The organism is Xanthobacter lutulentifluminis (genome assembly GCF_043194675.2).
Taxonomy (GTDB): Bacteria; Pseudomonadota; Alphaproteobacteria; order Rhizobiales; family Xanthobacteraceae; genus Xanthobacter.
The window spans coordinates 1,553,915-1,580,912 of record NZ_CM195525.1 but is presented as its reverse complement, the minus strand read 5'-3'; the positions used below and the strand labels follow the sequence as shown (position 1 = coordinate 1,580,912).

Genomic DNA, 26,998 nt, shown 5'->3' with positions numbered 1-26,998 from the left:
CGATGGGATCACCTGAAGCCGAGTTCGCGGCGCTGCTCCGACCAGTCCTTCGGCAGATTGGCCAATGACAGTTTCAGGGCCGAAAGCTCGATGGGCTGGCGCCCGTCGAGGATCGCCGCTGTGATGTCCGGCGCAAGGAACCCCAGGCGGATGATGCGGGTGAAATAGGATGGCGTGACGGAGCTCGCGGCGGCGAGTTCGGTGATGGAGGTGCCGTCGCCCTGAAGGATCAGATCCCGGAATTTTTGGGCGCGAGCAAGGAGCCGCAGCAGGCTGCGGTCGGGCTTACGGTTCTGAGGAGCCTGCGGTGCATCGATGAGATGGCGCATCTCCATCCCCACGCGCTTAAGAGTTGCCGGCACCGACAGCGTGAAGGTTTCGCTGTCGTCATTCCGATCGGGATCGGCGTCACCACGGACGAAGGCGAGGATGGCATCATTGCGGATGGTGATGCTCACCGCGGTCGATGTGACGACAATCTCCTTCACCAGCCGATGCAGGCTGGCGATCTTCTCCGCCGGACGAAGGCTCGGCCAGCGATGTGCAAGTTGACCAATCCGGGCAACGAGCGCTCGGCGCTCCTCCACATCCCGAGCGCGCGGTGCGACGATGGTGTCGATGGCCGACGCATCGGCGAAGAGTTCGGTCAGGCGCCCCTCGACGATGGCTTCCAGGTCTGTCGCCGGGATACGCCGCGCCGCGCTGCGGCGTCGCTTGGGTCCGCTGTCGCCATCACCGCCGACATCCTTCCTCCCGGTGATCAGGTCGTGGCTGACATAGTAGCGGTAGCGTCGCCCCTTCTTGTTGGTATGGCTCGGGGTGAGCGCAATCCCGTCCTCGTCCCGAACCAGCCCGGCCAAGAGGCTGGGTGCCGCGGCATCGGAGCGTGTGGCTCGCTCGACCCGGTTCTCCGCCAGCAGGGTCTGCACCTTGTCCCACAGCGCCTCGTCGATGATGGCTGCGTGCTGGCCGGGATAGATCATCCCTTTGTGGCTGATCTCGCCGCGATAGAGCCGATTCTGCAGCAGGTGATAGAGAGCACCCCGGCCCAGCTGGCTGCCGCCGGTCACATTGCCTGCGACCGACACATGTCGCTTGGCAGTGATCCCAGCTGCGGCCAGTTCCTCCCCCAGCTCCAGGACCGACCCAAGCTCGGCGTAGTGCGCGAAGATGCGCCGGACGGTTTCCGCTTCGCCCTCCACAATCTCCAGCTTGCGATCCCGGACCTCGTAGCCCAGCGGCGGCCTGCCGCCCATCCACATGCCCTTGGCCTTGGAGGCGGCGATCTTGTCGCGGATGCGCTCGCCGGTGACCTCTCGCTCGAACTGGGCGAATGAGAGCAGCATGTTGAGGGTTAGCCGGCCCATGGAGGTGGTCGTGTTGAAGGACTGTGTGACCGACACGAAGGAGGCACTGACCATGTCAAACACCTCGACGATCTTGGCGAAGTCGCCGAGGGATCGGGTCAGGCGGTCGACCTTGTAGACGACCACCGTATCGACGAGCCCGGCCTCCACATCTGCGAGGAGCTGCCGCAGGGCCGGACGCTCCATGGTGCCGCCGGAGAAGCCGCCATCGTCGTACATCTTGGGCAGGACGACCCAGCCCTCCGCCTTCTGGCTGGCGATATAGGCCTCGCAGGCCTCGCGCTGGGCATCGAGGGAGTTGAAGCTTTGCTCCAATCCCTCCTCGGAGGATTTGCGGGTGTAGATGGCGCAGCGCACCGTCGAGGTCTTTGCAGCAGGTGTTCCGACACCAGATCGGGTCGTCCTACGCATCGCAAGCATCCTCAAGATCCGCAGTGAGGGCTTTCGCCTTCCCCCGGCCCACCGTCTTGCCTCCGCCAGCGAGCCCGAAGAAGCGGGGTCCCGACCAGTGGGCCCCGGTGATCTCCCCGGCGATGGCCGAGAGGGAGGTCCAGGCCTTTCCGTTCCAGAGGAAGCCAGCCTCCGTGACGGTGACCTCATGGGTCACGCCGCCCCATTCGCGAACCAGCCGGGCACCCGGCTTCAGGCGGGGCGCCTTCGTCCGGCGGATGTCGCCCGTCGCGGCAAGCGCTTCGGCCAGCCCCCGCAGCTCGGAGACGATAGCCTTCTTCAGGCCACCGAGGGCTTTCTCCTGGAGCTTCCAGGCGATGCCTAGCTCCAGGAGGTCCCGGCGGATACGGTCGGGCGGGGCCGCCCGGAACTGGTGCTTCCATTCTGCGACGAGAGCGTTGCGGTCCACGGTGCCGAGGGCTATGAGGCGGGAAGGCAGCTCCATCCGGAGGTCGACGCGAGCTGGAGGCGCCGGGGCGCCTCCAGTGGAATCCGTAGCGGGAGTGTCGTCGAGGAGGGTCATCGATCAGCCCTCCTGCGAGTCGACCCGGTAGGCCTTGCGGCCGTCGGCATCGGTCACGAGGGTGATCGGGAAGCCGCGTTGCCGCAAACGGCTGAAGGCGGCACGGATGGTGTGTGCCTGCCAGCCGGTCGCACCGGAGAGTTCGTCAATGGTGGCACCGGAAAGCTGGCCGATGCGGTCGAGCAAGGTGGCCAGCTTGCCAGAAGGCGCCTTGAGCGTAATCGTCGACGGGGGCAGGGTCAGCGCGGGCTCCGGTGCGGTCCGGGACGTGGTCGCTGCCTTGGTCTTCGTCTTGGTCTTGCGGGCAACGGCAACGGTGGCCTTCGGCTCGATCTTGGGCTGGGCGAGAGCCGGGCGGGTGTTGCGGCGGGTCATGTGGAGTCCTCGGTACGTACGGCGCGGGATGCGTCCGCTTGCACCGCCCCGAGCCCCGGTCCGTTCAGGTTCCGAGGCTCACCTGCGACCGGGCTCTCCGCCGCCGCAACTCACTACTGCTTCCTTGCGCAGGGAAGTCCAGCCGCAACAACGCGGTGGAGGGTACTTATCGCACCTTGTTGCCGAGCGGCGATGGCTGGCAACGGGCAAGTCTGACCCACATCGATGATCTGCAGGTCCGCTTTCAGGGGGAAAGACTGCGATCGTCAGGCGGTTTCCGTGTCGACCTCCGGCATCCCCGTTGCTGCCATTCCAGTGCTGCTCCAGATCCCAACCTCACCCGGTCTGGAGAGGGAGCCGATGATCTCCAGGCACAGTCGTGTAAGCGCAATATTGACCTCTCGGAGCGACACGTCGGAGCGACGCATGAGCCTGATCTGGTTGTGAATGACGAGATTGCGCAGAGCGTACAGGGCACTTACCCAGGATGTGTGCTTCTCGACGCTATCACCGATGGCCGATAGCGTGGCTCGGCATTCGGACTTCACTGATTCCAGTATTTCGGCATCGATTTTCCCTCCGAGGCAGTAACTGTTCAGAGCATTGAGTCGGAATTGCTCGTTGATCAGCTTCATGAGGCGCTCCTTCAGGTCCCAGGTGCTAATCCCCGGTGGGCTGATGTTCACCATGCCCCAGTCAAAGACGCGCTGTATCGAGAATTCCAGACACTGGTATAGAATTAGGAACGAACCGGACTCCCAGCCCGATCGTGCGGCCATTCTGATCAACTGCCAGAATAGAATTTCCTCATCCCGAAACTCCTCGCTTGTCGGAGAAAGGGAGACCGAGGATGTCCAGGTCTTGAAGATCGGCGGGCAGGGGCTGTTGTCCGACGGATCTGTGGCGCAGATGCCCTGACGGGCCAGCATCAGAGGAAGCTGGGTGTCCGAGATTCCGAACCTGTCCAGTGCTTCCCGTCCGAGGACCATGACGCTCAGGTCGCAGTCGTAGATGTCGCGAACACCCACTTCCCCACCTTTCAAGGTTTTGAGAGTGTCGTCTGACAGGGCGGCGCGCAGCATTTGCGACTGGGTTAGGAAGCTGAAGGCCGCCCTGCCGTACACGCTCCGCCATTTTCCTTCGAAAGCTTCGGCATTGCCAAACGCGTTTATCGGAAAGCAGTATCCGAGACTATTCTTTTCCTCCCCCCGAAGCTTGATGGCAAAACTCTGAATTTCAGACACGTTCCCGGTTCGACATAGTGTGACATAGAATTTATTTAACGGGTAATGCTCAGAATCCGGGATGTCGTTGGAAATCGTAAATAGGTCGTACTCATTCGCGGACACGACGCATCCACCAGTCTGCGCGCGCACCGAAAGCTGAATCTTGTCAGACATGATTGCTGTCGCCGAGTCTGGGAATCAGTATGACATCTCGTAAATCTCTTGTCCCCGAAGCCAGCATTTCGACAGGTCCGAGTAGGTCTCGCTCTCCGGCATGAGCAATGCCCTGAACGCGCACTGGAAATATGCTCGTTGGGCATCGCCGATCCGCTTCGCCTTCAGGCCGGTCTGATCGAGGACCGTGAGCATGCCGATCAGGCTCGTTTCGATTTCCCCGGAGAAGTGCAGCTTCGCGATCGTTGCGTCGAGATCGGAAAGGCTGCAGATTTGTCGCGAATTCAGCAGCCGCTTGCACTCGGCGCCGAAGCCGGCCATCGACTGAGGCCTCGCGAAGACGGCTCCGATGTTTGAGGCGAAGGGTCTGATGATAGGATCCTCGTAGTCATCGGATTTGTAGGTCCAGTCTTGGGCGAGCTCGCAGATGCGCGAGACCAGCCTGTTGTAGACCACGAGAAGGTCTCTCATCTCGTCTGAATCGCGGCGGTACGTGTAATTCTCAAGGAATCGCATTTCACGGAGCTCGCCAACGAGTGCCTGCTTATCAAATGGCATCGGCGTTCCTGTTGAGAAGGCGTAGAACAGGTCGACGACGTCGGAATATTTGTATCTGCCACCGCCGCGTGCTCTGCGATCGTCCACTTCGCGAAAGACCTTGATGCCGTCCGGAAGCGTTTCGTCATCGATGTAGTCGTAATAGAGAATCTCGAGTTGATGCCGGAACGACATCGGCGTCTGGCCGGTGTTGAGCGTCAGCATCCTGTAGAGGATGCCCGTCTTGCTCAGGCCGACATAGATTTCCATACGGATGACGTGATCCAGAAAGGTCGCCTTCTCCGTTGGGGAGTAGGCGCCGTCCTTCGCCGATGCAATCCCCTCCATCGTCAGTGAGCGCTGCAATCCGTCCAGGATAAGTAGTTCCTTGTCGGCTACCGCCCTCTTGACCACCGCCTCGATGGCCGACCAGGACGGATCGGTCACACCATTGGCGATGGCCGCGGCGACTAGGGGCTCCAGTTCGGGGGCATAGGCACCTGTCACCGCGAGGATGATCGGAGGCATGACACAGCCGTCGACGAGGTCGCGCCCGAGGAGATCGTATGTCTTTCCGGGAGTCTTTACCTTTCGCCTCTGGAACTCGTTCTTATCAAGAATCTCGCGAGCGAAGGAGAGGTAGTCGCCGATACTAATTTCCGCGGCGATGTTTACGCCCATGATTTTCTTGTCGATAAGGCGGGACGTAAATTTCATCGATTTATACCGATCAGGAGGGAAGGCGCCCGGGGGGCGTTTGGCCAAGTGTGGGGTAGATCAGTAATTTAGGCCTGAGGAGGAACGAAAGTCACGCGACAATGTCATGCATTCCACCTCCACCTGTAACGAACCATGAAAGGTTTTGAGTGGAGCCGCTAGGGCCGTCAGCATATAGCTGGCGAGATGCCTCTCCTGCTTCGCTGGGCCTCCGGCGCTGGTCCCGATTCGCCAATCGGAATATCCCCTCGATCAGGCCGAGGCGGGCGACTTCTGCCTGTTCCCCGTCTCGTGCAAGCCGTGGGGTTGGGCCGCTCTTCCGGGGGCCTGACCTCGAACCGGCTAGGATGTCCCGGCAACTCCGGCCTCGGCGAGAAGCGCCTGAAGCCGTCCAATATCCCTGGCGAGAAAAGTCCTCGCACAGGCGAGACAATAATGGTGTTCGTCACCATCTGACTTGATGGTGAGGCGCTTAACGCCTTTCTCGATGCGATGACTGCCGTTCTGCCGACAGCTATGTGCGCGGCCGGCAGCCGTGATTTCCATACTGACAATCAGGGATTTAGGCCGCGGCATTGCGAATCTGGTCCTCGAATAGCTGCACGATCTCCGGAAGGGCATTGTGGGCAGCGTTGAGTTGGTCGAGCGTGAAATTCTGACGATCAGCCGTTTGCCCGCCGACGTGCTCGTTGATCCGGCGGTTGAGGTCAGCGACAACCCAAGCGAAATTACGCAGCGTGCGCCGTGGGTCCAACGTGCGGCCGCCGGGACTTATTCCCAAGCGGCCAAGGATGCCGCCGGCTTCATTCTGGGCCCGCTCGTTCAATGCGCTGCGGCGCGCTTCGCGCAGGTCTTGGCGCGTCATGCGGAGACGACTCAGCTCCTGCGCTGCCTGATCGGGCGTAACGCCCATCTCGGCGAGCTGCTGAAGGAGGGCGGCTGCCTGGGGATCGCCGATCGGATCCATATCGGCCGCCCGAACGCCGCGCTCCTCAATGATCTCGACCGGCTCCAGCCCGCCGCCACCGGGCTCGCGCTCAACAGTGTCCCGCGTGAACGCAACTTCCTCAGCCTCAGGCAACAGCTCGGCAAAGAAGTCCTGATCGGCTTCGCTGAATTGCCGGAAGTCGGCCCAGCGCCGGGCAACGTTGGCGCCAACATGGAATACGACCACGCCCTGATTGAGCGGGTGCCCCGACACATTCTGCTCGATCGCGCGCATGATGCGGCCGACGAACTGAACAAAGGGGCTCAGATTGGCGAAGATACTCCCGACCATCGCAACGGCGAGATAAGGATGGTCGAAACCCTCGCCGAGCATCCGCGCCTGGACGATCGCATCCAGCTCGTGGTTTTCGAGTTGCTGGAACACCCGCTCATTAGCCTGCCCTTCGCGGGAATGCACATAGGCGGCGCGCAGCCCGCGAGCGCGGAAAGCCTCAGTGATCTGGACGCAATGGTCGAGGTTCAGGGCCGACGCGATGATCTTGAGGCGCTGTTCACCGGTCTCCTGGCGCAGGCGCCTCAGCTCGGCAATCGACTGGTCAACGATTGAGCCAAGCGTTTCGTCGGACATGACAATGCCGCGGCGGAATTCCGCGTCACTCTCCCCGAGTGCCCGAACCTCGTCCGGGCCGATGATGCGCTCTTGGCCGTCGCCGCGATCGACATAGCGCAGTTCCGACGGCCGCAGCATCTTGGCGCGTAGCCTCTTGACGTAGCCCGCCTCGATCGCCCGTAGCACGGGGAAGCTATAGATGATCTGGCCTTCCATCACGGCACCGTCGGCGCGCGTGGGCGTCGCACTGAAATTGACGACGCGGGCAGACGGGAAGCGGCGCTTGACCTGCTGCCAGCTTGCGGCAGTGTTGTGATGGGCTTCGTCAACCAGGATCAGATCGAAAAAGTCCTGCTCCAGGGCATCTAGCCAGCGGTTTTCATCGCCGGCGATCTGCTGGATGTTGGTGACCGCCACGTCACAGTGGCGGATATCGTCGAGATTGACCCGGCCACTTTGGACGACCACTGCCTCGGGGAAGGTCTCGTCGAGGGGGAAGACGCTGCACCGCTCATAGAAATTCGTTGTGCTGTTGGCACGCAGATCATTGCCGAGCTGGTCGCGGATTCGTGTGCCGGGCGTGATGACCAGCGCACGGTGCGCGTCGAGCGCGTAGGGTGTGATGGCGATCAGGCCGGACTTGCCGCAGCCCACTGGGAGCACGATGCCGACCTCGCCCGTCGGCGCCTGCTGCTGAAAATGATCCCTGATCCGCAGCCACCCTTCGCGTTGAGGAATGCGAAGCTGCGGGTTTTCGGCGATTGTCACGCGTTGATCGAAGGGCATTGCGATTCCCTACCTAGCGTTGTTTCTCCTAGCATGATATCGAACAAAGAGAGAACAAAATCCTGATACCTTGTCAGCGATATGCCCAGCCGCCCCGGCAATGCCTCACGACTCCTGTGGCTTCCGATCACAAAACTGGTGCATCGCGCACCCATCTGACGCACATTGGATGCACGAATCACCAACGGGAGGGGAACCGTGCCGGCGCGAGGCAAATCGGTCCGAACCTCGGTGATCCTTTCCGAGGATGCCCACACCCGGATACAGGCCCTGGCGACCGCAAACGACGTGTCCACGGCTTGGGTGATCCGGCAGGCAATTCTCAAGTTTCTCGATGAATATCAAGGTCAGTCCGAGCTCCCGCTCCGGCTGCCCCGGCAAGCGCGGGCAAGAGGCCGATGATGGACGGATTCTCCCGCAAGGCTGCGCGGATTCGTGCAGGGGGCACGCCGCGCCTGCTCGATCTGTTCGCCGGCTGCGGCGGGCTGTCCCTCGGGTTTCAGGCTGCCGGCTTTGAGATCAGCGGCGCTGTGGAGTTCGATCCGGACGCAGCGCGGTCGCACGGGATCAATTTTCATGGCGGCGCTGCGGAGCATTGCGTGCCCCGCGACATCACGCGCACCGACCCGGTTGAGCTCGCCGCTGAACTGGGCCTCGGGTCCGTGGAGGATGCGGTCGATGTGATCGTGGGCGGGCCGCCGTGCCAGGCGTTCGCGCGGGTCGGCCGGCCGAAGCTGCGCGAGATCGACGCGCATCCGCAGGCGTTCCGGCACGATCCCCGCGCCCGGCTCTACCAGGAATATCTTCGGTACGTTGATGCATTCCAGCCGCTCGCAGTGCTGATGGAGAATGTCCCCGACCTGCTCAACCATGGCGGCCAGAACCTCGCCGAAGAGATCTGCGAGGTTCTGGAAGCGAAGGGCTACGTTTGCGGCTATACGCTCCTGAACGCGTCGTTCTACGGCGTACCGCAGATGCGGGAGCGGATGTTCCTCTTTGGCTACCGGCGCGAGCTGGGGCAGCCTGTCTCTTTTCCGGCGCCGACACACTGGATGGCGCTGCCGCCCGGCTATGAGGGTTCGCGCGCCGTCGCGCTCAAGGTGCTGAACGGCCTTTTTGGTGAGGCACATGACTACATCGATCCGCCTGGTCCGCGCCGCGATCTGATGCCGGCCGTGACGGCGGAAGAGGCCATCGGGGACCTGCCGCCGATCTACGCGCGCCAGCAGCTCGCCGCGGGCGTACTGAAACGGGGGGCGCGCCGTTTCGACCAGAGCGTTCCCTATGACCGGCGCCGGAAGCCTTCGACCTATGCGTCCCTCATGCGATCCTGGCACGGTTTTGAGGCGCTCGCCGACGGGCTCGCGGACCATGTGATCCGCTACCTGCCGCGCGACTATGAGCTGTTTGCGCGGCTCAATCCCGGCGACCAGTATCCCCAGGCGCACCAGCACGCGATGAACATGCTGGAAGAGCGCCTCGCGGAGCTGCGGCGGCAGGGACGGGTGATCCGTACAGGCTCTGCCGAATATGAGCGGCTCAGGGACGCGATCGTGCCGCCATATGATGCGGGCAAGTTTCCGAACAAGTGGCGGAAGATGTGGCGCGACCAGCCGGCGCGCACGCTCATGGCCCATCTCGGGAAGGACAGCTACAGCCATATTCACTATGACAGCGAGCAGGCGCGTACGATCTCCGTGCGCGAGGCTGCGCGGCTGCAATCGTTCCCGGATGGATTCGTGTTCAGCGGGACGATGAATCCGGCCTTCCGCCAGATCGGGAACGCTGTGCCGCCGCTCATGGCCAGGGCCCTGGCGCAGACAATGCTGGCGGCGATGAGAGGCGGACGGGAGGAGACGGCGGATGAACCTTGCCGATCGGCAGCAGCGGTATAAGGCGGCAGTCAAGGCCAATCCCACAGCAACTGGAAAGACCCGTTTCTCCGACGCATTCGGATTTTCCAACAGCGCCAAGGTTGTCGAACGTGGTCTTTTCGCATTCAACGTGAATTTTGACGCCCTGTCGGCTGATGCCGATCAGGTTGTTGTGCATTGCCTGTTGCGCTTTCCACCAGAGGACGAAATTTATTTCTCGCTTTTTGTGAAGAGCGGCCTTGCGATGTTCCGGGAGAGATTGGCGGAGATGCGTGCCGCCGGTGTGTCACGCCCCCGGGGCTCGGCCTGGGCCGTTGGGGAGGACAACGGAGACAGCGAGGAGGAGGATGGCAAAACGGTTGCAGACAGCTCCGGTCCGGCCGCGATTTCTCCCGATGGCCTGAACTACACCGACAACAATAAGAATGTTAAGGGATACATTGCCAAAGACGGGTTGTTGTACACGCGGAACAAGAACTTCTGGGATAGCCTCCCAGAGGATTTGTCCGCGATCAGCCGCCCCGTTCCGATCGATCAGATCGTGTTTAGTATCTGGCCACCTGCGGCATCAACGCGGCGCAGCCTGCTGGCCCGTCAATTCGTAGGCTATCTGGGCAGCTTGGTCGGCCACGAGAAGGTTCACGAGCTTCAGGTTTGGGAGGATGCCGCTGCCGTCAGTGCCGGGATGCGGCGGTTGCCGCAGACGATTCCGATCGCGGAGATCGAGGCGGCGGTTGCGGCTCTGGGTGGGCACTATCCCGGCGCCGAAGTGCGCCACTATCACGCTGCGCTCAATTTCCTGACGCACAAGCATTTCGTGATCCTTGCCGGTCTCTCCGGCACCGGCAAGACGCAGCTCGCCCTCAAATACGCGCGGGCGGTTCACGGCCCGAAGGCGGATGCTGCGGATCCCTTCCTGGTGGTCTGCCCGGTGCGTCCCGAATGGACCGATCCGACCGGTCTCACCGGCTACTATGACGTCCTGTCGAACCGCTATGTGGTGCCGCCGTTTCTCGAAGCCGTTCTCCTTGCGACGGCGCACCGGGACTCGCCCGTGTTCGTCATTCTCGATGAGATGAATCTGGCGCGGGTCGAATACTACTTTTCAGACGTGCTCTCGGCGATCGAGACGGGGGAGCCGCTTCAGCTTCATTCCAGCGGCGTGCCGCTGGAAGGCTCGACCGGAACCAGCATCCCGGCGCAGCTTCCCCTGCCGGCGAACCTCTATATCACCGGCACGATCAACATCGACGAAACCACCAGCGCGGTCAGCGACAAGGTGCTCGACCGTGCCCTCGTGATCGACATGTCGGCGGTCGATCTCGCGGGCTTCCTCGCCGGCCTCGAAGCGCGTGAACCGGTGCTGAAGGACGCGCGCGCCGCCTGCGAGAGCCATCTGCTGGCGGCGCAGGCGATCATGGCGCCCCATGGCCTCGGCTTTGGCTATCGGGTGGCGGAAGAGGTCGTACGTTACCATGCATTTGCCGCCGAGCACCTGAAGGGTGATCCGGCGGGTGTGACCGACGCCCTGATGGTGCAGAAGGTCCTGATCAAGCTCAGGGGAGCGGAACGGCAGCGCACCATGCTGACGGGCCTGCTGAAGGCACTTGCCCTGCTGCCCCGTGCGCAGGAGTTTCTCAACCGGCTGGTGGCCGATCTTGACGAGTTCGGCTCGTTCCAGGCGACGCGGTGAGACCCTCCCATGCCGGCCCTCATGATGCTCAACGAGGCGACGGGCGCGGCCTGGCAGGTCTGGCCCGAGCCCGAGGTCATCGCGCCCGGCATGGTGCAGGAAACCGGGCGCTATCTGTTTGAGCTACGGGGCAGTCCGGAAGCTCCCGGCGCCGACCTTCTGATCGACGATGTGAAGCTGGAGGCGCTGCGGGCGCCGGCGCTGGATGCGGCGCGCTGGCGCTGGTCGCCGGGCTTCCATGCGGGGACGGTCGAGGCGGAACTGCGTATGGCCGGGATGCCGGCCCGCCGCTTCGAAATCGTCACCGACCCGGATCAGCGCAAGCTGACCCGGGACGATTTCGATTCCATGGTGCGGGAGATCCTCGGCGACACGTTCGCGCTTTTCTCACTGAGCGGATTCCGCAAGGGCGTTGCGCGCGGAAGCGGGACCCGGCCGCCGGCCATCGCCCGGCTCGAATTCCTGCGCGCGCGGATCGACGAACTGGAGGCGATCGTTGCCGGGATCGCGCGCAACCCGCGCCGGCGGCTTGCCGCCGAAGACACGGCGCTGCTGTATCACCGCGCCAGCCGGGCGACCGGCCCGGAGGTGCTCCGCTCCTTCCGCTCCGGGCGCGTTCTCAAAGAGCGCGGCGCCCCCTCGCGCCTGCCGGCGCCGCTCAAGGGGTTCCTGCCCGAGCATATCCGCGTCAGGCGGCGGCTCAGCTCGCTCGATCTGCCGGAGCACAGACAGATCGGCGCCTGTCTCCGCTTCTGGGCGGCGTGGCTCGGCGCTACGGCAGAACTGCTCGAGCACACCCCCGCCGGCCGCGAAGCGGAGCTGCGCCAGAGCGCGACCCTGTGGGCACAGCGCTGCCGCCGGCTGGCCCGCCGCGTAAACCAGCTTGCCGGACTCCCACCCTTCGCGGAAGCCGGTGAGGCGCCGGCGCGCCTCGTGCTTTCGGCTGTATTCCGCAACGATCCGGCCTATCGCCGCTTTTATCGTTTGTGGCAGGACATGAACCTCGGGATCGCCGCGGTGTTCGGTGATTTCCTGAACCTGCCGCTCGCCCGGACGTTCGAGCTTTACGAGTTGTGGTGTTTCCTGCGTCTCGTGCGCGCCGGCGCGGAAGAGTTCGGGCCGCAGGGTCTTGAGATCGGTGACCTGTTCATTGCCGACGCCGCCGGCGGCGTGACGTTCGCGGCCGGTGCCGTCACCGTGCCCGTGGGTAGGGGCTGGAAGCTCTGCTTTCAGAAACAGTACCGCGAATTCTGGATCGAGCCCGACGGGTGCGGCTCGATGAGCCGCACCATGGCGCCGGATGTGGTCGTGGCGCATGCCCCGGCTGCGGCCGGTGCTGCTGACCGCCTGATCGTCCTCGACGCGAAGTACCGCATCGAGGAAGGCCTGAATGACGCGCTGAGCTCGATCCATACCTACCGCGACGCGCTGGTGCGGGAAGCTGACACAGGCGGCGTGACGGGGATCGTGAGCGCGGCATATCTGCTCGCGCCCTATGTGCCGTCGCTCGTTTCCGGTTACCGGGACACACCGTTGCCGGGGCGCCTTTTTCATCCCGAGTACCGGGCCGGGTTCCGGTTCGGCGCCGTAACATTGCGGCCGGGCATGAGCACTGGCGAGATTGCCACGGCGCTGAAGGCGGTCGTCGCCGACGCGACCACGGTGTGAAGCCCATGGCAGACGTCCTCTCGCCCGAACAGCGCAGTCTGAACATGAGCCGCATCCGCGGCCGGGACACCAGGCCGGAGCTGTTGCTGCGGCGGGGGCTGCACGCGGCGGGCCTGCGGTTCCGCCTGCACCGTCGCGGATTGCCCGGCCGGCCCGATCTGGTATTCCCGCGGCACCAGGCTGTTATTCTGGTACATGGCTGCTTCTGGCATGGACACCATTGCCCGATGTTCAGGCTGCCGGCGACGCGCACTGAGTTCTGGGCGGCCAAGATCGGCGGCAACCGCGCACGCGATCAGCGCAATCTGGAAGACCTGACCGCCGCCGGCTGGCGCGTGCTCACCGTTTGGGAATGCTGCCTCAAGGGGCCGGCGCGACGGCCTTTTGTTGATGTGATCTCATGCTGCGCGGCTTTCGTCAGAGGCAGCCAGCACCGTGCGGAGCTGGCCGGCACGTGGCCGGATCCAGCGCCGGTTGATCATCGGGAACCGCTGAATCTCAACGCTGGCGACGAAGCCGCCGAGGCGCTGCATATCGAAGCATCGCGCGCGCCCGCAATCCATGGCTGAATGCGCTTGGTTCACGCTTCCACACGTGGCCTTTCAAGGAATGGAGCCGTCCGGCAATGCCGATCTATGAAGCCCGCCGGGAAGGGCTCGTGCCGGTTTCCACGACCAGCTTCGAGGCCGAAGGCTGGCGCGAGCGCGGCGACGTCCAGCGCCTCCTCAAGGAGCACATCTCCATTCTTCAGGACGGATTGATGGTGCTGGCCGAGGAGTTCAGCGACTGGGCCGACAGCACCCGCCGCATCGATCTGCTGTGCCTCGATCCCCTTGCCAATCTCGTGGTGGTCGAGCTCAAGCGCACCACGGACGGCGGTCACATGGAGCTGCAGGCGCTCCGCTACGCCGCGATGGTGTCTGCCATGACCTTCGAGCAGGCGGTCGAGACACTGGCCCGCCACCGCAGCCCCGTCAGTCCTGACGGCGACAAGGCCCGTGCCGACATCCTCTCCTTCCTCAACTGGGACGAACCGCGGGAGGAGGCCTTCGCCGCGGACACGCGCATCCTGCTGGCCGCCGCCGATTTCGGGAAGGAGCTGACCACGACGGTGCTCTGGCTTCGGGACCGCGGCATCGACATCCGCTGCATCCGCCTCAGGCCCCACCGCATGGAGGACGGGCGCCTGCTGCTCGATGTCCATCAGCTTGTCCCGCCGCCCGAGGCGTCGGACTTCCAGACACGGCTAGGGGAGAAAAAGGCCGCCGAACGCAAGGAGCGCAGCGAGCGCGAAACCCTGATCGCCCGATTCCTGGGCCAGCTCGCCGGGCGGGCATCGGCCCGCATAGACCTGCACCGGAACCGGAAGCCCGATGCCCCGTTGGGCACTTTCTCCGCGTCCATCGGCAGGAACGGCTTCTCGCTCAACTATGTTGTGGCCGCCGACCGCTCGCGGGTCGAGCTGTTCATCCAGCGCCCGGACGGGCGAGAGCAGCTGAACCGGCTGAGGCAATCCAGCGCAGCCATCGAAGCGGACTTCGGCGCCCCGCTCAGCTGGCAGGAAAAGGACGGTGTGAAGCAATGCCGCGTCTGCTATTCCCTTGCGGGCGGCTATGCCTCCCCTGAAGCGGACTGGCCGCGGCTGCAGGATGAGATGATCGATGCGATGATCCGCCTGGAAGGCGCTGTGCGCCAGCGCGTATTGGCCCTGCCCTGAACAGACGGCAGGTTTGCGGCGAAGTGTCTTTTTATGGCGCAACGACAACCAGGTCGCCGGGCGAGGACGGGTCCCCGGCATCCCGCCGGACGGTCGGTCAGCGCTCTGGCGAGCTGTGGCAGGGTGTTCGCCTCAGAAGCGCCGTACTCCGCTCAAAAGTCACGCCGCAACATCATTCTAGGAAGGCATAATTTTACAATATATCATTATATTGAATATTTATAAATATTGATTGTGAAATAAATATTTTTCTTATTTTTTCAAAAAGAAATATTTTATGGGTGGACTTAATGTTTCATCATGCAGACGAGTGATTTTGATTATTCGCTGTTGCAGGCCGGCAGTCGCCCATAGCGTTCGACGTGTTCCCAGATCAGGCGTCGTTCTACGTACTGAATATATGTGTTGAGAATTTCGGCGTCGCGGCGAATGATGATCGGCACATGGACGCTTACGGACATGTCTGCCGGATCGATGGGGCCGAATTTGCCGAAGAAGGTGACGCCGCCCGCATGGCCTTTCATGCCGGTGGTAGCGGAGCGGTGGAAGTCCCCGATGCGCCCCCGCAGTCCCTCGCCGCCCCACGTTCGGCCGACGTAAATGACCTCGTTCTCTTTGGCGACTATGTAAACTCCGGCGACGTTTGGGAGGGCGCTTCGCTCGGTCCAGGGACTCGGGGGTGACAGGAGGACGTTCATAGGGCCTGCAATGCCTTGAAGCGATTTTATGACTTATAATCTATGGTGATAAGCGAGGTAAAGTCCTCCATCCGCACATGGACGTGCGGGCGCGGGTCGGTCAGAATGTGCAGAAGCTCCGGCGCGACAGGGACCTGTCGCAGGAGGAGCTGGCGCATCGCGCCAACGTCCACCAGACCTACCTGAGCGGCGTGGAGAGCGGAAAGCGCAATCCCTCAGTGATGGTTCTTGAGCGGATTGCCATCGCCCTGGAGGTCGACATCTCAGACTTTTTTCGCCAGCCGAAGAAAGCGAAGTAATTTATCTTCATTCAAAATTTCAAGAGGTTCGTTTTTGACGAATAAATTCTTACTCTGGTGCACTCCTCAAGGATTTTGGCGCATCATGACCCCGCTCAACGCCTAACTGATATTGTCGAGGGTGTATCCTCCGGCGCCGTTGGCGAGGGCCTGGGAGACGGAGTCGATCTGGTCGTCATGACGGGAGCCCGGGAAGGCGAACAGCTCGGCCTCGAAGTCGGGAAGCCACGGCGCCCATCGCGGCAGGAAAACCTGACCTGCCTCGAACTTCGCCGATTCGATGGACATGCGCGCGATCTTGTCCTTGTCGGGCCGCACCGCGATGATGGAGGTGCGGGCTTGGCGGCGAAGCTCGGTGATGAGGGCGATCCCGGTGCCGGCCTCCTCGACCACGATCTTGCTGGGCTTGTGCTGCGCGGCAAGATCCAGCGCCTTCTGCTTCAGCTCGGGATAGTCATGACGGCCCCGGTAGACGTGGAGCAGATGGAACACGTTGCCCTCCACCTGCCACGTGGTGCACACGCTCCAGTCATTCTCGGCGCCGCCTTTCGAGGCGGTATCCCAGCTCTGGATGATGTGCGTGCGTGAGGTGCGGGGAGGCGGCGCGTCGTAGCGGCCGACCCAGGCGCGCTTGATCATGGCGCCGCCGGGCGGAACGGGCGCCTGCTGGTATTGCGCGCTGAAGACGTCGGAGCCGAGCTGGCTGCGATGCTTCTCGAGAAGCTCCAGGGGCTCGCGAGCGGGATGCAGCACCGCGCCGGCGCGGTAAAGATGGGTGCGGCCTATCCCGGTGGCGATCAGTTGGTCGTCGGTGGCGATCGCCGGCAGAGTGAGGATGGTCCAGTCGTCGCCCCCGTGCCGCGTCACGAAGCCGACGAGGTCGTCCATGTGAACCCGTTGCATGACGATGACGATGGCGCCGTTGATCTTGTCGTCGAGCCGGGACAGCAGCGTGTTGTTGTACCACTGGTTGACCGCATCCCGGCGGGTCTGCGAGAGGGAATCGGCGGGCTTGATGGGATCGTCGATGAGGATGAGGCCGCCGCCGCGCCCCGTCAGGGTGCCTCCGACGGAGGTGGCGAGGCGCACTCCTTGCTGGGTGGTCATCATTTCTGTCGTGCTGTTCTTCAAGGGCGAGAGGGCAAAGCCCGGGAACATGCGGCGATACCAGTGCGCCTCGACCACAGCCCGGAAGTCGATGGCGTGCTTGGCGGCGAGGTCTGAGGCATAGCTGACGCAGATGATGCGGCGTGCTGGATCATGCCCCATCACGAAGGCCGGGAAGGCCACCGAGGTCATGATGGATTTGAGGGAGCGCGGCGGCAGGTTGATGATCAGCCGGCGGATCTGACCCTGGCGGACGAGATCCAGGTGATGGGCAATGGCATGCAGGTGCCAGTTGTCCATGAAGGTCACCCCGGGCGTGAGGGTCATGAAGCAGCGCTGCACGAAACTCATGAAGTCCCGCCGCTGGATGGCGTCAGCGAGGCGGCGTTGCTCGGCAGCCGTCCCGAGCAGAGCCAAGGCCAGAGGTGGATGTTCCATGGCTCAGGCTCCGTCCTCGGGATTCGGCTTGCAGCGGGCGGAGAAGGCCTTGATGATCGCCGCATCATCGAGCGCGGCGTCTGGTCCATCGGTGTCCGCTTGCACGAGGTTTGCCGGTTTGGTGCGTTCGTCATATTTCAGGACGAACTCCATGGCCTTCAAATTCCCCTGCAGCCCGGCCTCCACGGCGCGGGTGATCATGGCTTCGCGGACCTGCATCTTCTCCTGGCGGCCTGCCGACTTGACGATGATCTTGCGATCCAGCACCTCGGACACGATGGTGCTGGTGTTCCTGGCGCCGCGGGGCCGTCCCTTCGGGTTCCCGCTGTGGCCGGGCTTAAAGCGGCTGTGGAGCGGCGGGCGCCCATAGCCGACGCGCTCCTCGGGCGCAGCGGCAGGCCCCAGCTCCTCGGGGGCGGAGAGAGGTGCTTCGTCGGTCTCGTCGGTCTGGTTCCGGCTCATCGCTCACCTCCACAAAGGGCGACCCAGTCGCCCTGTTCGTCCATGGACATCACCGAGGGCTCGGAACGGGCAGCGGGGATGGGCTGCGGAGGTGGGGCTTGCCGCTCCCGCCCGCGCCGGGCCGCCACCTCGGCATAGGTCTCGCCGGTCGCCTCGAGGACAGCATCGACCTTGGTGAAGGCGAGCCACCGCCGGATTGCGACGTCCGCATAAGCGGTGTCAATCTCCACCGCCCGGCCCCGACGCCCCACCTTCTCCGCCGCCAGCACGGTGGTGCCCGAGCCAGCGAAGCTGTCGAGCACGATGTCACCGCGATGGGTGCAGTCGCGGATCGCATCCGCCACCAGGGCCACCGGTTTCACCGTGGGGTGCATGGCCAGCTCGTCGCCACGACCCGCCTTGAAGCTGTTGGCGCCGGGATAGGTCCACACATTCGAGCGCGAGCGGCCGTGCTGGCCGAGCTCGATGGTGTTGACGTGGGCCTCCTCGCCCTTCTTGAAGACGAAGACCAGCTCATGCTGGGAGCGATAGAAGGAGCCCTGGCCGGCGTTGCTCTTCACCCAGACGCAGATGTTCTTGAGTGCGTCATAGACCCGCCCCCCGGCCGCGTTCACCTCGGCCGTATGGCGCCAGTCCATGCAGACATAGTGGAGGGAGCCCTCCATGGCGTGCTCGGCGCAGAGCCGCAGGGCCTCCTCCAGAAAGGTGGTGAAGGCGGCGGTGGTCATCTCACCGGAGGCGAAGGCGAACTCTCGGTGCTGGATCTTGCCGCGCCCCTGCACATGGCCGGCGATCGGCACATTGTACGGGGGATCCACAAACACCATCCGGGCCTTCTGCCCGTCCATGAGCCGGGCAAGGGCGGCCGGGTCGCGAGCATCGGCACAGATCAGGCGATGCTTGCCGAGGATCCAAAGGTCGCCGGGCGCCACCACGGGCGGCCCTGGCTCGGGCACGGTGTCCTCGGGCTCCTCTTCCGGTGCGCCCAGGTCGCCCAGTAACCCATCGATCTCGGCGGTCTCGAAGCCGGTGATGGTGAGGTCGAGGCCCTCCGTCTCCAAAAGGCCCGCCAGCTCCCCGAACTCGATTGCGAGCAGCTCGCGGTCCCAGCCGGCCTTCTCGGCGAGCTTGTTGTCGGCGAGGATGTAGGCACGCCGTTCCACTTCATTGAGATGGGCAAGGCACAAGGTGGGGACGCACTCCATCCCCAGCAGCTTGGCGGCCGCCAGCCGGCCATGCCCGGCGAGCACCCGCCCTTCGGCGTCGATGAGGATGGGGTTGGTGAAGCCGAAACGCGCGATGCTATCGGCGATCTGGCGGACCTGCGCCTTGGAGTGGGTGCGGGCATTGCGCCGCGCCGGCCGTAGCGAGGCGACGGGCACATGTTCCAGGCGATCCGGATTATGGGGTGTCGAGCGGGGTTTCAATTGCATACTCCTTCACATCGAGAGGGATCGGTTGAAGCCTATCGCCGCCCGCGGCGGACGGGCTCCGTCCGGGCAAGCCACCAGGCCAGTTGATGGGCGCCGTTGGTCAGCTCCACCGCGAGGACGGGGCGCTTCATCAGACCCTCGAGCTGCAAGAAGCGCATCAGCTCCTCGCCACCGCGGCAGATGTTGGAGGGGCGCTGGGCATCGCCTGTCCCAATAGTCCGTGTGGAAATGCCGATGCCGGGAACCGCTTCCACGGCGAGGAACACCATGTCGGCGATGCTGGTCACGAGTTGCCCAGCCGAGACTTGATACTCGCGCTGCGCATCGGTGGCATCTTCGGTGAGAAATTTGGATTTCTTGAAAAGCCGCCTGAGATCAACGGCGAGAATCCGCGCGTGCTCTCGCTCGAGTGCCTCGCGACGATGACGCAGCACGGTCACTACCCGGCCCTGGGGATAGCCGCTCGCCAGCAGCTTCAAGCCGACCCAGAGTGCGAACACCTCGTAGCCCGAGAACCAGACCTCCTGCCCGGTGCCCGGAGCGGCCGTGCTGAAGAAGGCATAGTTCCGGTCGAACAGCGATCCCTCGGAGACCTCCCGCTTGCGGTCGCTGTCGAGCAGCCGCTTCATCCGCACTCGCAGGTCCTCGCCGCCGGGTGCCAGGTCGTCCCGCCCGATGGCGAGGTCGCGCTCCGACGACCGCAGGATCGCCTCTTCGAGCTGGTTGCGCTTGAACATGATATGGAGCCCAGAGTCAGGCTACAAATGGGCTGAAAATAAAGAGATGTCAATATGAGTTTCATATGAGAACTGCGGTGGCGGGAGTTTGCCACCTGCGTCAGTCAAGAGACCCGCCGACAATGTTCTCAACCAAATTGGCGTCATCGATGGCTCGTCAATCTCAGCTAGGTCGACGCGCGCTGTAAGGGCGCAAGCGACGCCTTGCGGAATGGGGCAAACATATCCAGTCTTGCCTGCGGATTGCAGACGTCAGGTCTACACGCAAGAAGGGAGGCCATTGCCCATGGCCCTGTTCGCCCATCTCGACGACAACTTCTTTCTGCCGTTCAGCCGGGCGAACAAGCATTTCCATGAAGCCTGCCTCATCCGGATCTATGAACGCTTCTACAAGGAAACGCCTCGCTTCCCCCGCAACAGCGAGGTGATTTCGGAGATCTACGAGACACTGCGGGACAATCCGGATTTCCTCTCCACCACGGCGGAGGATCTCGCCGACCTTCCCGAGATGAAGACGCGCGGCCGGCGACGCGCCAGCATCGGCCGCAACATGGGCGGCGCGCGCCAGGAGGTGGTCGACGCCGCACGCAACATGGCGGTGCGCGCCTATGAGAACCTCATCGCCTGGGGCTGGCTGGAAGAGGAGAAATTCGGCATCGTCGTGACAGTGGACATGTCGCCGGGCGGCCTCGCCGTCATGGAGACGCTCCATCGCATCCGGGATGGCTTCGCGCTCGCCTTCTCAGGCACTCTGGTCCAGCTGAACCTCGCGCTCGACGGCATCCAGGCGGATCCGCGCCGCAACGCGCCCTCGCTCTGGAATGTGCGGCGGGATCTCGAAAGCTTCGTGCGGCACCTGCGGGCCATATTGGCCGACCTGAAGCGCATCCGCTCGGAGATGATCGAGGGCGAGGGGCAGCGTGCACGCACGGCCATCTTCTTCGAAAGCTTCGTGAAGCGGCTGCTTCTGAAAGATTTCGCCGCCATCCACACCACCAACCATCCCTATCGGTACAAGGCCGAGACCCTGGCCAAGGCGGGGCGGCTCGCCTCCGACCGCGACGTGCTCCGCGCCATGGCCGAGACCTATGCGGAGCACGAAGACCCGGAGATGGTGGGAGAGCGGGGGCGGGACAATCCGGAGCGGGAGGCTTGCATCGAGACGGCGGAGGCCCGCGTCGCGGCGGATTTCGAGGCGATCCACGGCATGCTGAGCCATGTGGATGCCATGTTCGAGCGGATCCGCGACTTCCAGGAGAAGCTTGAGGGCCGGCTGCGCAACATGCGGCGTTACAAAAGCCGCGGCCGGCGCAACTTCGCCGACAGGCTGGAGGCGGCCCTCGACCGTCTCGTAGCCGTCTCGGGGTGTCGGCAGGCGACGCTGGATCAGGAGCGCATCCCGGGCTATCTCGATCATTATGAGCGGCCGTTCGCGGTCCACCTGCAGGCGCGGCCGGCGCGCGAACGGCAGCCGGTGGGGGCCGCGCCGGTGGCGGTCCGGCTGCCGGATCCCGTCGACCTGCATCTGCAGCGTCTGAAGAAGGCCTATCTCCGGCGGCTCCATCCCAGCGACGAGCGGATCCACGCCTTTCTCGACCAGCGGCTGGCGGGGCGGCGGATGGTCCACGCATCGGAGCTGACCTTGGAGACGATCGACGACTTCCTGGCCTTCGACGCCCTCCACCTGATGCTGCGGCGCAAGGCCCTCCCGCCTGTGATTGCGGAGGCCTTCGAGCTTCGAGAACAGCCCGGCGGGGCACGCGTCGACAACGCTTATATGGCGTGCGACGACTTCGTCATCGCGCGCACGGGAGCCGATCAGGATGCTGCATGAGACCCTGCGCGACCTCTCTCCCGAGCGCCTCGCGGACGTGAGGCGCTCCATCCATCATCTCATGCACAAGCAGTTCTTCCTGGTTTCCGTGGGCGCGGGGGCGGTCCGCCGGGTGCTCGACAATCCCCGACTGCGCGAGGTCGTGCGGACGCATTTCGACCTCGCTGGATACGACTTCCAGTTCAATGACGAGGAGGGCTGGTATGGTATCCTGCCGCTTCCTGATGAGGTGGTGGTGCGCAAGATGTCACCCACCAACACACTGGTGCTGCTGGCGCTGGCTCTGCACTGGCAGAGGGCGATGGAGAGCGGCGAGGTGGACGCCCGAGCCAATGCGGTCTGAACTGATGGCGAAATATATTGGCGAGGAAGACGATATCGAGCGCTCCGGCGGCGGCGTCTATTCGCCAGGCCTGCGTGACGACGCCCAGGATGCGCGCAATGCGCTCTTCACCTTCATCCGCGAGACGCCGGGCAAGGAAGCCTGTCTCGCGCTCATGGAAATGGACCGCGCGCACCCGCCGGTGAAGTCACGGCCGTGGATGGGCTTGCACGCCAAGACGAAGGCGACTCTCGATGCCGACTTCGCCCCGTGGAATCCGGGTCAGGTCAAGGAATTCAACGACGCGCGCGTCGCTACGCCGACCAATCATCGCGAGCTCTGGTATTTCGGCGTGGAGCGGCTCGAGGCGCTGAAACACGATCTCGAGCATGGCGACGAGAGCATCGCCTCGATCCTGCAGGGGACCGACCAAGAGACCGAATTCCGCAAGTTCATCGGCGGCTGGCTGCGCGATCGGTCCGGAGGACGCTACAGCATCCCGCCCGAGGAAGAGCTTGCCGATGCCAAGCGCTCTGATCTGCGGTTCCGCGGCGCAGGGTTCGACGCGCCGGTGCCTGTCGAGCTGAAGGTCGCCGACAATTGGACGGGTCCGCATCTGTTCGAGCGCATGGAGGTCCAACTCGGCGGTGACTATCTGCGCGATGCTCGCTCGAGCCGGGGCATTTTCCTGCTCGTCTATGTCGGCATCAAGCCGAGCTGGGATCTGCCGGGTGGTGGCCGCGCCGAGAGTTTCGAGGTGCTGCTCGCGGCGCTGCGCCAGCATTGGGCGGTGCTTGCGAGCCAATATCCCAATGTCGAGGATCTCGCGTCGTCGGGATCGACCTGACCCGTCGTGGCCTCGATACCAAGACGGTCAAGAAAAAGAGCGAGGAGCGCAAGGCCGTGGGCAAGGCCAAACCGGCGTCGGGGAAGGCGGCGGGAAAGAAGGGGCCGGCGCGCGGGCGCGGCAAGGCGCCGGGCATGGCGTGAAGGAAAAGTAGGGGCCGGTGAGGCCCTGACGGGCGCTCCGTCGCTGCACGCGCATTCACCGCGACGCTCGATCTCTTTGTTCCGGAGCTGAACTCAGGTTCATTGACATGAAAAATCGCGTGCCGAACGGCTGCTTCCAGCAATACCTGCCGCTAATATCCGGATTCCCTATTTCTGCAAGATGGTTCCCAAACCCACGCTCGCTCGGACCGGCGCCGCCCTCGGGGCGCTCGGAAATCTCCCCGGCCCGGGCCCAGCTCTCGCGGCGCGTCCTTCGCGCCTAATCCCGAAAGGCCTCGAGATTTGTTATTTGGCATTCCTTAAAGATGCGGAACTGGCAGGTGTCGCAGATGTCCGGGTCCAGCCGAGGAAGAATTGACGAGATCGCCTCGGCTTTCGTCGAAAACACGTTGTCGGGTCCAAGTAGTTTGTCCGTGCCGACCCTGCGCCAGAGCGCGCGCACGTCCTTGCGCGGCCGATGGAAATAGAGGTCGCCTCCCATGCGCCGGCGGACGTCGAGTTCCTGCTCCCACACCTCCGCGCCCGCGAGGTCGATGAAGTTCATGCTTCGCACCATGGCCAGCAGGTGCTTCTGGGTGGTGTGTTCGCGCATGGCGTTAAGGCGCCGGGTGACGTAGCCGGCGGCGCCGAAGTAGATCGAGCCCTCGATGCGCACCAGCTTGAGCTGCGGGCACTCCTGGTGCGGGCCGGTCAGTTCGTCCGTGGGGGTGAAGGTGCGCTTGGGCGCGTTCGGGTCGGGCACCAGCGTGCGCACGGCGGGGTGGGCCGTGCGGTTGAGATAGAGCAGCAGCGAGATCGCGCTGCCGATCAGGATCGCCTGCTGGAACGGCAGGAACAGCATGCCCGAGAAAGTGATGAGCGCCACCCCGAGGTCGGCGCGACGGATGCGGGCGAGCCGCATGAACCCCTTCACTTCAATCAGGCCGTAGGCGATGTAGATCAGCAGCGCCGCGATGGCCGGCATGGGCAGCCGCTCGAGCAGCGGCAGCGACACGAAGGCCAGCACCACTAGGAACACCGCCGATAGCATGGCGGCCATGGGGGTCTGCGCGCCCGACAGGTAGTTGGGCAGCGAGCGGTTGAGCGAGCCGCACGACACGTAGGAGGAGAAGAAGCTCCCCGCGATGTTTGACAGGCCCTGGCCGACGAACTCGCGGTCCACGTCGATATGCTGGCCCGAGCGCTGCGCCAGCGCCTTGGCGATGGACACCGACTGGCCCAGCGCCACGATGGAGAGCGCCCCGGCGATGGAGACGAACTGCGGCAGCAGCGCGGGATCCAGCCACGGCATGGAGAGTGGCGGCACCACGGTCGGGATGTCGCCGATGCGCTGCACGTCGGCCAGCTTGGTGAAGTGCACTAGCGCCTCGGAAGCCGCGTAGCCGCCGATGATGCCGATCAGCATGTAGGGCAGCCGGCGCGAGATCTTCGCCACGCCCACGGTCACGACGAGGGTTACGAGGCCGACGATGAGGGCCGCCATGTTGGTGGCGCCCACATGGTGGAACAGCTCGAAGACCACGTTCACCGCCCCGGTGCGCTCCTGGAGCGTGAGGCCCAGCATGTCGGGCACGGCGTAGAGGCCGATGAGCAATGCAGCGCCCGACATGAAGCCGATGAGCACCGCGGGGGCGATGAAGTCCGTGATCCAGCCGAGCTTGAAGGCGCCAACGCCGAACTGCATGATTCCGACGATGGCCGTCACCGCCAGGGCATAGCCGATGTACTGGGCCGAGCCGGGCACGGCGAGCGGGCTGAGCGCCGCGAACAAAGCCAGCGAGTTGGCGTTGGTGGGGCCGGAGACCACATGGCGGCTCGACCCAAACAGGGCTGCGACGATGCACGGCACCACGGCGGTGTAGATGCCGTATTCCGGCGGCAGGCCCGCGAGGGTGCCGAACGCGATCCCCTGGGGCAGCGACAGGACCGCGCCCAGGAGGCCGGCCATGGTGTCGGCCCGGAACGTCGATGTAGTGAGGGGGAAAGAGAAACGGGGCAGCTTGGCGGTCCAGGTGATGGTCATGGCACGTCCGCGAGCGGGCTGAGGAAATCGGCTCGCGCCTTCCCAACGAGATAGAGCGAGCCGGTCACCAAGATCCAGCCGCCCGCCGCGGTCATGCGGCGCGCGAGCCGGAGCGCCTTTTCGGGCGTCGGCTCCTCGATAACGGTGCCTACGGCCCCACGGGCGAGTTCCGCCAGTTCGTGCGAGCCATGGGAGCGCCCATCATCGGCGATTTGGGTGGTGATGACCGTGTCCGTGAAGCCGGCCAGGGCCGCCATCATGCGCGGTGCATCCTTGTCCCGATGCATGCCGATGACCACCACGCACGGTCCTTGTGGCAGCCCCTCGGACGCGATGTCGCGCAGAACGCGTTCCAACGAGGAAGGCACGTGTGCGCCGTCAAGCACGACCGCGGTGGTTTGCGCCGCCGGGGCCGGGTCGGCTTCGGGCCGCACCACCGGTAGCTGGAGCCGCTCGAGGCGCCCAGGCAGGGCGCTTCTTGCGATGACCGATGGGCAGAGCAGGGCGCCGCTGATGCGCCCCTTGCCCATGCCCGGGGCAGGCTCCAGGTCTTCGCCGAGCCGGTCGAGGGCCGCCCGGGCGAGGCAGACGTTGCTGGCGGCGATGGAGCGGTCCTCGGCGTTCTCCACCCAGATGCTGGTGCAGCCGAGGGCTTCTGCCCGCGCCCGGATCACCGAACCCGGTTCGCTGTCCCGGGGGACGGCGGTGACAAGGCTCGTGCCTGGCTTCAGGATGCCCACCTTCTCCGTTGCGATGGCGCTGGCGGTGGTGCCTAGGACTTCGGTGTGCTCGATGTCGATGTTGGTGATGATCGCGACCCGCCCCTTCACCACGTTGGTGGAGTCTAGGCGTCCGCCCAGGCCGCATTCCACCACCGCCCAGGCGATCCGCGCGCGGGCGAGCGTCAGGAAAGCGCCGGCAGTGACGATGTCGAACCAGGTTGCGGCCGCGCCCGGCGTCCTCGCGGTGGTGGCCGCGTGGTGCGCGTCGAGCGCTGCGAGCAGGGCAGCTCCGAAGGCGTCCCGCTCCACAGGCCGCCCTTGGATGGAGAGTCGCTCGGTGAAGCTCTCCACATGAGGCGAAGCATAGCGCCCGACCTGCAGGCCGGCCGCGCAGAGACCCTGCTCTACCAAAGAGCAGACCGATCCCTTGCCCTTTGTCCCCGCCACGTGGATCGCCTTGAAGCTCTCCTGTGGATCGTCCAGGCGGCGCAGGATGTCGAGGATTGGGTCGAGGCGCCATTCGCGCTCAGGGGAGGAGCGGTCTCGGCGTTCCCAGTTGACCAGCGATTGGAGCCGCCAGACCGCCTCGTCGAGCTGGTCCGACGGCGTCGCGACGTCCTTAAGGAAGGTCAAGTCGCGCGATGCGAACCGCGGACCCTTCCCGTTGCGAAAGCCCAACATGGCTGCGTTTCCTCGTCTTGCTGCGTGCCGGCGCCGCTCTGTGACGGCTTACCGGACGGTCTTCGCCGCCTTGGCGCGGCCTCATCAAAAGGAAGGTGCGTGCCGTTCCAGTCGGATGCCGGCGTCCTTCACGCCATCGATGATCTCGGTCTTCGTCATCTCCAGGCGGACCGACAGCGCCTCGAATCGCGCGAAGAGGAGGTTGCACAGCTGCTCGGCCAGGGCCTCCAGGAGGAAGAAGCGGCTCTCCTTGGCCTCCTCGCGGATGGCGTAGACGATCGCGCCGTAGTCGATGGTGTCCGAAAGGCGGTCTGAATAGCCGCCGCCCTTGTCGGGTATCTCGATCTCGAGCCGGACATCGAGGGCCTGCGGCGCGTGCCGCTCCGCGCTGTAGACGCCGATGAGTGCCTCGACCTTGAAGCCGCGCAGGATTAGGAACTGCCGGTCGTGCGGGAGCGCGCCGGCTGCCGCGTGCGGCGGTCGAGTAACAAGGCTCCGGTCAAGCATAGACGTCTTCCTCCAGGATCTTGAGGCCGTGCCGGAAGAGCATTTCCCCGGCTTCTTCC

General features: G+C 64.2%; 24 protein-coding genes. 10 read left to right on the top strand and 14 right to left on the bottom strand.

Features of this window, described 5'->3' with window-relative positions:
- Window positions 1–8 precede the first annotated feature (8 nt).
- The 6 genes from V5F49_RS07100 to V5F49_RS07075 all read right to left on the bottom strand — a co-directional run bounded on the left by V5F49_RS07100 (window position 9) and on the right by V5F49_RS07075 (window position 7,713).
- The gene (locus tag V5F49_RS07100) at window positions 9–1,778 is read right to left on the bottom strand and encodes a recombinase family protein (RefSeq protein ID WP_394118052.1); all 1,770 of its coding nucleotides are present in this window, start codon (window positions 1,776–1,778) and stop codon (window positions 9–11) included.
- Window positions 1,771–2,340, bottom strand: a complete 570-nt coding sequence (locus V5F49_RS07095; RefSeq protein ID WP_394118053.1) for a DUF2924 domain-containing protein — start codon at window positions 2,338–2,340, stop codon at window positions 1,771–1,773. The genes V5F49_RS07100 and V5F49_RS07095 overlap by 8 nt, the downstream gene beginning before the upstream one ends.
- A gap of 3 nt (window positions 2,341–2,343) precedes the next feature.
- Complete coding sequence (locus tag V5F49_RS07090) at window positions 2,344–2,715, bottom strand: DUF3489 domain-containing protein (protein WP_394118054.1); 372 nt, start codon at window positions 2,713–2,715, stop codon at window positions 2,344–2,346.
- A gap of 266 nt (window positions 2,716–2,981) precedes the next feature.
- Window positions 2,982–4,115 carry a hypothetical protein gene (locus V5F49_RS07085; RefSeq protein ID WP_394118055.1) on the bottom strand — a complete coding sequence of 378 codons (1,134 nt, stop codon included), beginning with the start codon at window positions 4,113–4,115 and terminating at the stop codon, window positions 2,982–2,984.
- A gap of 24 nt (window positions 4,116–4,139) precedes the next feature.
- Complete coding sequence (locus tag V5F49_RS07080) at window positions 4,140–5,333, bottom strand: hypothetical protein (protein WP_509210758.1); 1,194 nt, start codon at window positions 5,331–5,333, stop codon at window positions 4,140–4,142.
- A gap of 598 nt (window positions 5,334–5,931) precedes the next feature.
- Complete coding sequence (locus tag V5F49_RS07075; RefSeq protein ID WP_394118057.1) at window positions 5,932–7,713, bottom strand: DEAD/DEAH box helicase; 1,782 nt, start codon at window positions 7,711–7,713, stop codon at window positions 5,932–5,934.
- A 198-nt stretch (window positions 7,714–7,911) separates the two neighbouring features.
- On the opposite strand from V5F49_RS07075, the gene V5F49_RS07070 reads away from it, so the two are divergent.
- Genes V5F49_RS07070 through V5F49_RS07045 form a run of 6 tightly spaced genes read left to right on the top strand, consistent with a single transcriptional unit; the run spans window position 7,912 to window position 14,665 of the window.
- A complete protein-coding gene (locus V5F49_RS07070) occupies window positions 7,912–8,115 on the top strand; it encodes a ribbon-helix-helix protein, CopG family (protein ID WP_509210757.1) in 204 nt (67 codons plus the stop codon).
- Entirely contained in the window at window positions 8,112–9,608 is a 1,497-nt protein-coding gene (locus V5F49_RS07065; RefSeq protein WP_394118058.1) for a DNA cytosine methyltransferase, read from the top strand. Before V5F49_RS07070 ends, V5F49_RS07065 begins: the two co-directional genes overlap by 4 nt.
- Window positions 9,577–11,280 (top strand): McrB family protein, encoded by a 1,704-nt coding sequence (locus tag V5F49_RS07060; RefSeq protein WP_394118059.1) that lies wholly within the window; start codon window positions 9,577–9,579, stop codon window positions 11,278–11,280. Before V5F49_RS07065 ends, V5F49_RS07060 begins: the two co-directional genes overlap by 32 nt.
- Before the next feature lie 9 nt (window positions 11,281–11,289).
- Window positions 11,290–12,948: a DUF2357 domain-containing protein gene (locus tag V5F49_RS07055; protein WP_394118060.1), complete on the top strand. Its 1,659-nt coding sequence runs from the start codon at window positions 11,290–11,292 to the stop codon at window positions 12,946–12,948.
- A 5-nt stretch (window positions 12,949–12,953) separates the two neighbouring features.
- Window positions 12,954–13,517, top strand: a complete 564-nt coding sequence (locus V5F49_RS07050; RefSeq protein ID WP_394118061.1) for a very short patch repair endonuclease — start codon at window positions 12,954–12,956, stop codon at window positions 13,515–13,517.
- Between the two features lie 56 nt (window positions 13,518–13,573).
- Window positions 13,574–14,665, top strand: coding sequence for a DUF4268 domain-containing protein (locus V5F49_RS07045; RefSeq protein ID WP_394118062.1), 1,092 nt, complete (start codon window positions 13,574–13,576; stop codon window positions 14,663–14,665).
- Between the two features lie 320 nt (window positions 14,666–14,985).
- On the opposite strand, the gene V5F49_RS07040 is transcribed toward V5F49_RS07045, so the two are convergent.
- Entirely contained in the window at window positions 14,986–15,363 is a 378-nt protein-coding gene (locus V5F49_RS07040; RefSeq protein WP_394118063.1) for a GIY-YIG nuclease family protein, read from the bottom strand.
- A 77-nt stretch (window positions 15,364–15,440) separates the two neighbouring features.
- On the opposite strand from V5F49_RS07040, the gene V5F49_RS07035 reads away from it, so the two are divergent.
- Window positions 15,441–15,662, top strand: a complete 222-nt coding sequence (locus V5F49_RS07035; RefSeq protein WP_394118064.1) for a helix-turn-helix domain-containing protein — start codon at window positions 15,441–15,443, stop codon at window positions 15,660–15,662.
- Window positions 15,663–15,764: 102 nt separating this feature from the next.
- On the opposite strand, the gene terL is transcribed toward V5F49_RS07035, so the two are convergent.
- The 4 genes from terL to V5F49_RS07015 are packed head-to-tail and all read right to left on the bottom strand — an operon-like array spanning window position 15,765 to window position 19,839.
- Window positions 15,765–17,207: a phage terminase large subunit gene (terL, locus tag V5F49_RS07030; RefSeq protein ID WP_394118065.1), complete on the bottom strand. Its 1,443-nt coding sequence runs from the start codon at window positions 17,205–17,207 to the stop codon at window positions 15,765–15,767.
- Window positions 17,208–17,210: 3 nt separating this feature from the next.
- The gene (locus tag V5F49_RS07025) at window positions 17,211–17,669 is read right to left on the bottom strand and encodes a DUF5681 domain-containing protein (protein ID WP_394118066.1); all 459 of its coding nucleotides are present in this window, start codon (window positions 17,667–17,669) and stop codon (window positions 17,211–17,213) included.
- Complete coding sequence (locus tag V5F49_RS07020; protein ID WP_394118067.1) at window positions 17,666–19,096, bottom strand: site-specific DNA-methyltransferase; 1,431 nt, start codon at window positions 19,094–19,096, stop codon at window positions 17,666–17,668. Before V5F49_RS07020 ends, V5F49_RS07025 begins: the two co-directional genes overlap by 4 nt.
- A 38-nt stretch (window positions 19,097–19,134) precedes the next feature.
- On the bottom strand, window positions 19,135–19,839 hold the full coding sequence (locus V5F49_RS07015; protein ID WP_394118068.1) for a hypothetical protein: 705 nt from the start codon (window positions 19,837–19,839) through the stop codon (window positions 19,135–19,137).
- 88 nt (window positions 19,840–19,927) lie between these two features.
- Between V5F49_RS07015 and V5F49_RS07010 the strand changes: the two genes are divergently transcribed.
- The 3 genes from V5F49_RS07010 to V5F49_RS07000 are packed head-to-tail and all read left to right on the top strand — an operon-like array spanning window position 19,928 to window position 22,842.
- Window positions 19,928–21,673, top strand: a complete 1,746-nt coding sequence (locus tag V5F49_RS07010; protein ID WP_394118069.1) for a Wadjet anti-phage system protein JetA family protein — start codon at window positions 19,928–19,930, stop codon at window positions 21,671–21,673.
- A complete protein-coding gene (locus tag V5F49_RS07005; protein WP_394118070.1) occupies window positions 21,663–22,016 on the top strand; it encodes a hypothetical protein in 354 nt (117 codons plus the stop codon). Before V5F49_RS07010 ends, V5F49_RS07005 begins: the two co-directional genes overlap by 11 nt.
- Window positions 22,006–22,842 carry a hypothetical protein gene (locus V5F49_RS07000; protein WP_394118071.1) on the top strand — a complete coding sequence of 279 codons (837 nt, stop codon included), beginning with the start codon at window positions 22,006–22,008 and terminating at the stop codon, window positions 22,840–22,842. Before V5F49_RS07005 ends, V5F49_RS07000 begins: the two co-directional genes overlap by 11 nt.
- Before the next feature lie 423 nt (window positions 22,843–23,265).
- Here V5F49_RS07000 and V5F49_RS06995 read toward each other — a convergent pair whose 3' ends face one another.
- From V5F49_RS06995 to V5F49_RS06985, 3 genes are all read right to left on the bottom strand, one after another.
- The gene (locus V5F49_RS06995) at window positions 23,266–25,029 is read right to left on the bottom strand and encodes a SulP family inorganic anion transporter (protein WP_394118072.1); all 1,764 of its coding nucleotides are present in this window, start codon (window positions 25,027–25,029) and stop codon (window positions 23,266–23,268) included.
- Window positions 25,026–26,432: a bifunctional folylpolyglutamate synthase/dihydrofolate synthase gene (locus tag V5F49_RS06990; protein ID WP_394118073.1), complete on the bottom strand. Its 1,407-nt coding sequence runs from the start codon at window positions 26,430–26,432 to the stop codon at window positions 25,026–25,028. The genes V5F49_RS06995 and V5F49_RS06990 overlap by 4 nt, the downstream gene beginning before the upstream one ends.
- Before the next feature lie 84 nt (window positions 26,433–26,516).
- A complete protein-coding gene (locus tag V5F49_RS06985; protein WP_394118074.1) occupies window positions 26,517–26,939 on the bottom strand; it encodes a dihydroneopterin aldolase in 423 nt (140 codons plus the stop codon).
- Between the last annotated feature and the right edge of the window lie 59 nt (window positions 26,940–26,998).

What these genes read in the sequence shown, in the direction of transcription:
- V5F49_RS07100 (WP_394118052.1), bottom strand. Translation starts at nt 1,778, where the DNA reads ATGCGTAGGACGACCCGATCTGGTGTCGGAACACCTGCTGCAAAGACC.
- V5F49_RS07095 (WP_394118053.1), bottom strand. Translation starts at nt 2,340, where the DNA reads ATGACCCTCCTCGACGACACTCCCGCTACGGATTCCACTGGAGGCGCC.
- V5F49_RS07090 (WP_394118054.1), bottom strand. Translation starts at nt 2,715, where the DNA reads ATGACCCGCCGCAACACCCGCCCGGCTCTCGCCCAGCCCAAGATCGAG.
- V5F49_RS07085 (WP_394118055.1), bottom strand. Translation starts at nt 4,115, where the DNA reads ATGTCTGACAAGATTCAGCTTTCGGTGCGCGCGCAGACTGGTGGATGC.
- V5F49_RS07080 (WP_509210758.1), bottom strand. Translation starts at nt 5,333, where the DNA reads ATGGGCGTAAACATCGCCGCGGAAATTAGTATCGGCGACTACCTCTCC.
- V5F49_RS07075 (WP_394118057.1), bottom strand. Translation starts at nt 7,713, where the DNA reads ATGCCCTTCGATCAACGCGTGACAATCGCCGAAAACCCGCAGCTTCGC.
- V5F49_RS07065 (WP_394118058.1), top strand. Translation starts at nt 8,112, where the DNA reads ATGATGGACGGATTCTCCCGCAAGGCTGCGCGGATTCGTGCAGGGGGC.
- V5F49_RS07060 (WP_394118059.1), top strand. Translation starts at nt 9,577, where the DNA reads ATGAACCTTGCCGATCGGCAGCAGCGGTATAAGGCGGCAGTCAAGGCC.
- V5F49_RS07055 (WP_394118060.1), top strand. Translation starts at nt 11,290, where the DNA reads ATGCCGGCCCTCATGATGCTCAACGAGGCGACGGGCGCGGCCTGGCAG.
- V5F49_RS07050 (WP_394118061.1), top strand. Translation starts at nt 12,954, where the DNA reads ATGGCAGACGTCCTCTCGCCCGAACAGCGCAGTCTGAACATGAGCCGC.
- V5F49_RS07045 (WP_394118062.1), top strand. Translation starts at nt 13,574, where the DNA reads ATGCCGATCTATGAAGCCCGCCGGGAAGGGCTCGTGCCGGTTTCCACG.
- V5F49_RS07040 (WP_394118063.1), bottom strand. Translation starts at nt 15,363, where the DNA reads ATGAACGTCCTCCTGTCACCCCCGAGTCCCTGGACCGAGCGAAGCGCC.
- V5F49_RS07035 (WP_394118064.1), top strand. Translation starts at nt 15,441, where the DNA reads ATGGACGTGCGGGCGCGGGTCGGTCAGAATGTGCAGAAGCTCCGGCGC.
- terL (WP_394118065.1), bottom strand. Translation starts at nt 17,207, where the DNA reads ATGGAACATCCACCTCTGGCCTTGGCTCTGCTCGGGACGGCTGCCGAG.
- V5F49_RS07025 (WP_394118066.1), bottom strand. Translation starts at nt 17,669, where the DNA reads ATGAGCCGGAACCAGACCGACGAGACCGACGAAGCACCTCTCTCCGCC.
- V5F49_RS07015 (WP_394118068.1), bottom strand. Translation starts at nt 19,839, where the DNA reads ATGTTCAAGCGCAACCAGCTCGAAGAGGCGATCCTGCGGTCGTCGGAG.
- V5F49_RS07005 (WP_394118070.1), top strand. Translation starts at nt 21,663, where the DNA reads ATGCTGCATGAGACCCTGCGCGACCTCTCTCCCGAGCGCCTCGCGGAC.
- V5F49_RS07000 (WP_394118071.1), top strand. Translation starts at nt 22,006, where the DNA reads ATGCGGTCTGAACTGATGGCGAAATATATTGGCGAGGAAGACGATATC.
- V5F49_RS06995 (WP_394118072.1), bottom strand. Translation starts at nt 25,029, where the DNA reads ATGACCATCACCTGGACCGCCAAGCTGCCCCGTTTCTCTTTCCCCCTC.
- V5F49_RS06990 (WP_394118073.1), bottom strand. Translation starts at nt 26,432, where the DNA reads ATGTTGGGCTTTCGCAACGGGAAGGGTCCGCGGTTCGCATCGCGCGAC.
- V5F49_RS06985 (WP_394118074.1), bottom strand. Translation starts at nt 26,939, where the DNA reads ATGCTTGACCGGAGCCTTGTTACTCGACCGCCGCACGCGGCAGCCGGC.